The sequence below is a fragment of the uncultured Maricaulis sp. genome (assembly GCF_905480005.1).
Classification (GTDB): Bacteria; Pseudomonadota; Alphaproteobacteria; order Caulobacterales; family Maricaulaceae; genus Maricaulis.
Window position 1 is genome coordinate 1 of record NZ_CAJQOO010000095.1, and the last position, 5,511, is coordinate 5,511.

The following is a 5,511-nucleotide window of genomic DNA, read 5'->3' on the forward strand; positions in this document are numbered from 1 at the left end:
CTCGAATTCCGGTCGCTCGCCGGATTTGCGAAGCTCGGCCATGCGCTTGAGGATCTGGTGAGAATAGGTGATCGGGGCCGGCATGAGCTGCGGCGTCTCGTCGGAGGCATAGCCGAACATGATGCCTTGATCGCCCGCGCCCTCATCCTTGTCGCCGCTGGCATCAACGCCTTGAGCGATATGGGCAGACTGCTCGTGCAGGAAGTTCTGGAAATTTGAGGTCTTCCAGTGGAAACCATCCTGCTCGTAACCGATATCGCGAACGGCTGCGCGAGCGGCAGCCTCGATCTCGTCATCATTGATCTCGGCCGCGCAGCGGACTTCGCCTGCCAGAACGATTTGATTGGTAGTGGTCAGTGTCTCACATGCCACGCGGGCTTCCGGGTCCTTGCCCAGAAACAGATCAACAATCGTATCGGAAATACGGTCGCAGACCTTGTCCGGATGGCCTTCCGAAACGCTTTCGGATGTGAAGATGTAGGAAGAACGGCTCACAGTCGAAACCTCATATAAGGAAATCTTTATATGGCTGGGTAGACCAGATGTGGCGGTCGGATGCAAGTCTCGTTCGCTTCGCAGGGAAAATTGCTGCATGGCGACGCGCGTGCTGCCGAATAGCCGAAATCGGCCCTAGCCAATCATTTCATATAAAGATATCTTTATGTGATCATGCGTAGGGCCGTAATAGCCGAAACACGGTCTTGATTGACTGCGGCGCAGGGCGAAATGTCGAAAGGTGACCCATGAGTGCGGATGGACAGACAGAGGGAGGCGCAGACGGCTTGGCGGTTTCGTTTGAATTTTTCCCGCCCAAGACTGACGCGATGGAAGCGACCCTTTGGGAATCAATTTCCCGTCTGGAGCCGCTGCAGCCGGATTTTGTCTCGGTCACCTATGGAGCGGGCGGTTCGACGCGCGACCGAACCCATCGCACTGTCCAGCGTATTGTCGAGGAAACCTCCATCCTCCCGGCGGCGCATCTAACGTGTGTGGATGCGACGCGAGATGAGGTCGACGGGGTGATCGGGCAATACTGGACGTCCGGTATTCGCCATATCGTGGCATTGCGCGGTGATCCGCCCAATGCCATCGGTGGCGCGTATGTCCCGCCAGCGGGTGGTTATGCCAATGCGGCGGAACTGGCTCGCGGGATTCGCGAGATCGGCGATTTCGAAATATCTGTTGGCTGTTATCCGGAAACCCATCCGGAAAGCCCCGATCCGGATTTTGATATCGACCTCCTCAAGGCTAAGATCGATGCTGGGGCGACGCGTGCGATCACGCAATTTTTCTTCGATCCCGATATTTACTTCCGCTTCCGGGACCGCGCGGACCGCTCGGGCATCAGCATACCGATCATCCCGGGCATCATGCTTCAACCCAATTTCAAGGGCCTCAAGCGCATCGCCGGCTTGTGCGGTGCGAGCCTGCCGACCTGGCTGCACGAGGCCTATGAGGGTTTGGATGAGGATGCGGGGACCCGCCAGCTGGTCACGGCCCATGTGGCCGCGAAGCTGTGCGGCAAGCTGCGCAGTGGTGGCGTGGACGGATTCCATTTCTACACGCTCAACCGGGCTGAGCTTGCGCTTTCGACCTGTCAGCTGCTCGGCGTGAAGGCCGGGGAGCGCGAACGCGAGGTAGTCGCCTCATGAGCCGTGCCGACCGGATTCAGGCGTTCGAGAAGCGCGCAAAGGATCAGATTCTCATTCTCGACGGAGCAATGGGGACGCAGATCCAGGACCTCAAACTTGATGAAGATGGCTATCGTGGCGCGCGTTTTGCCGAGTGGGGCGTGTCCATCAAGGGCAACAACGACATCCTCAATCTCACGGCGCCGGAAAGCGTGAAGGCTATCCACCGCGCTTATTTCGAGGCCGGCGCTGACATTGTTGAAACCAATACCTTCTCCGCGACGTCGATCGCCCAAGCCGATTACGAGATGCAGGCGCTCGCACCGGAGATTGCGCGCGAAGGCGCGCGGCTGGCGCGGGCTGCAGCTGACGATGTGGCGGCTGAGACCGGTATCGAGCGCGGTGTGGCCGGGGCGATCGGTCCGACCAACAAGACCCTTTCCATCTCGCCGGACGTGAATGATCCGGGGCATCGTGACGTCAATTTCGACACGGTACGCGCGGCCTATTACGAGCAGGCCGAGGCGATGTCGCCTTACATCGACTTCTTTCTGATCGAGACAATTTTCGACACCCTCAATGCCAAGGCGGCGATCAAGGCCTTGCTGGATTTGCAGGCGGCGTCCGGTGAGGTCGTGCCAATCATGATTTCCGGCACGATCACAGACCGTTCGGGGCGGACACTGTCCGGGCAGACAGCCGAAGCCTTCTGGTATTCCGTGCGCCATGCCCGCCCGTGGGCGATCGGGTTGAATTGCGCGCTGGGGGCGGACGAAATGCGTCCCTATATCGCCGAGATATCGCGCGTTGCCGATACGCGGATCATCGCCTACCCCAATGCCGGCCTGCCCAATGATATGGGCGAGTATGACGAGACACCGGACCAGACCGCCGCACATGTCGGCGAATGGGCATCATCCGGTCTGGTGAATATTCTCGGCGGGTGCTGCGGCACGACGCCTGATCACATCCGAGCCATCGCGGCAGCGGCCAAATCCGCAAAGCCGCGTCATCCCGCCGAACGCAAGCGCGCCATGCGCCTGGCCGGTCTGGAACCGTTCGAACTGGCATCCTGAGGCTCAATTCATGTCTGTATCCGTACCCAGTTTCGTCAATGTCGGCGAGCGTACCAATGTGACCGGCTCGGCCCGATTCCGGAAGCTGATCACCGAGGGTGATTACGCCGAAGCGGTTTCGGTGGCACGTCAGCAGGTCGAGAATGGCGCGCAGATCATCGATGTGAACATGGATGAGGGACTGCTCGACAGTGTCGAGGCGATGACCCGATTCCTGCGCATGATTGCGGGCGAGCCGGACGTGGCCCGTGTACCGGTCATGGTCGACAGCTCCAAATGGGAGGTGATCGAAGCGGGCCTTCAGAACACCCAGGGCAAGGCGATCGTCAATTCGATCAGCCTGAAGGAAGGCGAGGCGCCATTCCGCGAACAGGCCGGAAAATGCTTGGCTTACGGGGCTGCTGTCGTTGTCATGGCGTTTGACGAGACCGGCCAGGCGGACACCGCGAAGCGCAAATTCGAGATTTGTGAGCGGGCCTACCGGATGTTGGTCGACGAGATCGGTTTCCCGCCCGAGGACATCATTTTCGATCCCAATATCTTCGCCGTGGCTACGGGGATCGAGGAGCACAATAATTACGCTGTCGATTTCATCGAGGCGACCAAGCGCATCCGCGAGAATTTGCCCGGCTGCAATGTTTCGGGCGGGCTCTCGAATGTTTCCTTCTCATTCCGGGGCAATGAGACTGTCCGCCGGGCCATGCATTCGGTCTTCCTCTACCATGCCATCAAGGCAGGGATGAATATGGGCATCGTCAATGCTGGCCAGCTCGACATCTATGATGAGATCGAGCCGGAGCTGCGCGAGCTGGTCGAGGATGTCATTCTCAATCGCCGCGATGATTCAACGGATCGCCTGCTCGAAGCGGCGGAGCGCTATCGCGGGAAGGGTGGCGGGAAAACCAAGGTCCGTGACCTGAAATGGCGTGACGCGGCTGTTGCGGGCCGAATTCGCCACGCCCTGGTAAACGGTATCAACGAGTTCATCGTCGCCGATACCGAAGAGGCGCGGCAGACCTTCGAGCGGCCATTGCATGTCATCGAAGGTCCGCTCATGGACGGCATGAATGTCGTGGGCGACCTGTTCGGCGATGGCAAAATGTTCCTGCCGCAAGTGGTCAAGTCGGCCCGGGTCATGAAACAGGCGGTGGCGCATCTCATTCCCTTTATGGAAGCCGAGAAGGAAAAGAGCGGCGACAAGGGCAAGTCGAACGGCAAGATCGTCATGGCCACTGTCAAAGGTGATGTGCACGATATCGGCAAGAATATCGTTGGCGTGGTGCTGCAGTGTAATGGCTATGACGTCATCGATCTCGGTGTGATGGTGCCGTGCGAGAAAATCCTGGAGACTGCGCGGCGTGAAGGCGCCGATATCATCGGCCTGTCCGGCCTCATTACACCGTCGCTGGATGAAATGGTCTTCGTCGCGTCCGAGATGGAGCGTCAAAACGTTGAAATTCCGCTCCTGATCGGCGGCGCGACGACCAGCCCTGCCCACACGGCGGTGAAAATCGATCCCTCGATCCAGGTCGCGCCGGTCGTGCACGTGCTCGATGCCAGCCGAGCTGTAGGCGTGGTGTCAAAACTCCTTTCCGACCAGCGTGATGACTATGCCCGGGACGTCAAGGCTGACTTGGCGAAGATCCGCGAGCGCCGGCTGGCCGCCCGTTCCGCGAAGGCGCGCCTCCCGCTGGAACGCGCGCGGGAAAAGGCATGGTCCTGTGATTGGGACCAATATTCAGCACCGGTTCCGGTGCGTCCGGGCCTGACCGAGCTCAAGCCTGACCTGACCGAGCTGATCGATCTTATCGACTGGACGCCATTCTTTTTCACCTGGGAGCTCAAGGGTAGCTATCCGGGGATTTTCGAAGACCCGAGACGTGGTGAGGCAGCCAAGGCGCTGTTCGCCGATGCCCAGGCCATGCTCGAACGGATCGTTTCGGAAAAGCTTCTCGAGCCGCGCGCCGTTGTCGGTTTCTGGCCTGCGCATCGCGAGGGCGATGATGCGGTCATATTTGCTGATGACGATCGGGCCAAGGAATTGGCCCGTTTCCATGGATTGCGGCAGCAGGCCAGCAAGGACAATGATCGCCCGCATGTCTGCCAGTTTGATTTCCTGGCGCCTGAGGGGCATGGCGACTGGCTGGGCGGGTTCGCCGTGACGGCTGGCGAGAATGCCGAGCTGCTCGCCCGCTTTGAAGCCGACAAGGATGATTACAACTCGATCCTGTTCAAGGCGCTTTCCGACCGCTTGGCTGAGGCGGCGGCGGAATGGCTGCATGTGAAAGTACGCCGTGATTACTGGGGATATGCTCCCAACGAGGCCTTCACCAATCGCGAGCTGATCGCCGAGGCCTATGACGGGATCCGGCCGGCGCCCGGCTATCCGTCCCAGCCGGACCACACCGAGAAACGAACCCTGTTCCAGCTGCTCGATGCCGAAGCCAAAACCGGGATCGGCCTGACAAATTCCTTCGCCATGACGCCGGCTTCTTCCGTGTCCGGCCTCTATCTCTCACATCCGGACAGCCACTATTTTGCGGTCGGTCGCATCCTGCGCGATCAGGTCGAAGACTATGCCCGTCGCAAGGGTTGGAGCCTGGCCGACGCCGAGCGCTGTCTGGCTCCCATCCTGGACTATGTCCCCGGCGTTGAAGCGGCATCCTGAGCCGTCTGCATCAGTCATGACTTGGACTTTCCACCCGTGATGCGCCATATCCGACAGCCTGTTGTCTGACGGAGTTTGTGAATTCATGCGCCTGGCCTTTTTCGGAGATATTGTCGGCAAGACCGGTCGGCGGGCG

4 protein-coding genes are annotated in these 5,511 nt (G+C 59.8%); 3 read left to right on the top strand and 1 reads right to left on the bottom strand.

Annotated features, from left to right (window positions below):
• On the bottom strand, positions 1-495 hold a 495-nt coding region (locus QZ266_RS08920; RefSeq protein ID WP_295694151.1), incomplete at its 3' end, for an S-adenosylmethionine synthetase N-terminal domain-containing protein.
• A 248-nt stretch (positions 496-743) separates the two neighbouring features.
• Here QZ266_RS08920 and metF point away from each other — a divergent pair.
• From metF to metH, 3 genes are read left to right on the top strand one after another with little or no spacing between them, the layout of a single operon-like run.
• On the top strand, positions 744-1,652 hold the full coding sequence (gene metF, locus QZ266_RS08925) for a methylenetetrahydrofolate reductase [NAD(P)H] (protein WP_295694154.1): 909 nt from the start codon (positions 744-746) through the stop codon (positions 1,650-1,652).
• Complete coding sequence (locus QZ266_RS08930) at positions 1,649-2,707, top strand: homocysteine S-methyltransferase family protein (protein ID WP_295694155.1); 1,059 nt, start codon at positions 1,649-1,651, stop codon at positions 2,705-2,707. The genes metF and QZ266_RS08930 overlap by 4 nt, the downstream gene beginning before the upstream one ends.
• Before the next feature lie 10 nt (positions 2,708-2,717).
• Entirely contained in the window at positions 2,718-5,375 is a 2,658-nt protein-coding gene (gene metH / locus QZ266_RS08935; RefSeq protein ID WP_295694158.1) for a methionine synthase, read from the top strand.
• Positions 5,376-5,511 lie beyond the last annotated feature (136 nt).

What these genes read in the sequence shown, in the direction of transcription:
- metF (WP_295694154.1), top strand. Translation starts at nt 744, where the DNA reads ATGAGTGCGGATGGACAGACAGAGGGAGGCGCAGACGGCTTGGCGGTT.
- metH (WP_295694158.1), top strand. Translation starts at nt 2,718, where the DNA reads ATGTCTGTATCCGTACCCAGTTTCGTCAATGTCGGCGAGCGTACCAAT.
- QZ266_RS08930 (WP_295694155.1), top strand. Translation starts at nt 1,649, where the DNA reads ATGAGCCGTGCCGACCGGATTCAGGCGTTCGAGAAGCGCGCAAAGGAT.